Raw genomic sequence first — 460 nt, 5'->3', positions numbered from 1 at the left:
TTCTAGTTGTCGCAGGTTGTGTCGTTCTCTTGCACGCACTTGTGCGAGCTCCCGTTGTCGCACTTGGTGATGCGCTCGTCGTGGCACTGGTTGAGGCACTCGGTGGGGCGCTAGTTGATGCACTTGCTGAGGCACTCGTTGACGCACTTGTTGACGCACTAGTCGAGGCGCTGGTTGACGCACTTGTTGATGCACTCGTTGAGGCGCTGGTTGACGCACTTGTTGACGCACTTACTGAGGCACTCGTGCTTGCGCTTGTCGAGGCGCTCGTTGACGCACTCGTTGATGCGCTGGTTGACGCGCTTGTTGACGCGCTCGTTGACGCACTTGTTGATGCACTTGTTGAGGCGCTCGTTGACCCGCTCGTTGACGCACTCGTTGACGCGCTGGTTGACGCACTCGTTGCTGCACTAGCTGCGGCGCTCGTTGACGCACGCGTTGGCGCACCCCGTGTCGCACA

At 59.6% G+C, this 460-nt stretch carries 1 protein-coding gene; it reads left to right on the top strand.

All coding sequences use genetic code 11. The features are described 5' to 3' along the window. A partial coding sequence (locus CBG10_RS11330; protein ID WP_179231262.1) for a hypothetical protein occupies positions 1-460 on the top strand: 460 nt, incomplete at both ends.

Origin of the sequence: Limosilactobacillus reuteri (assembly GCF_002254085.1) — a bacterium.
Classification (GTDB): Bacteria; Bacillota; Bacilli; order Lactobacillales; family Lactobacillaceae; genus Limosilactobacillus; species Limosilactobacillus reuteri_K.
The sequence above is the reverse complement of the archived record's forward strand: the minus strand, read 5'-3'. Positions and strand labels throughout refer to the sequence as shown.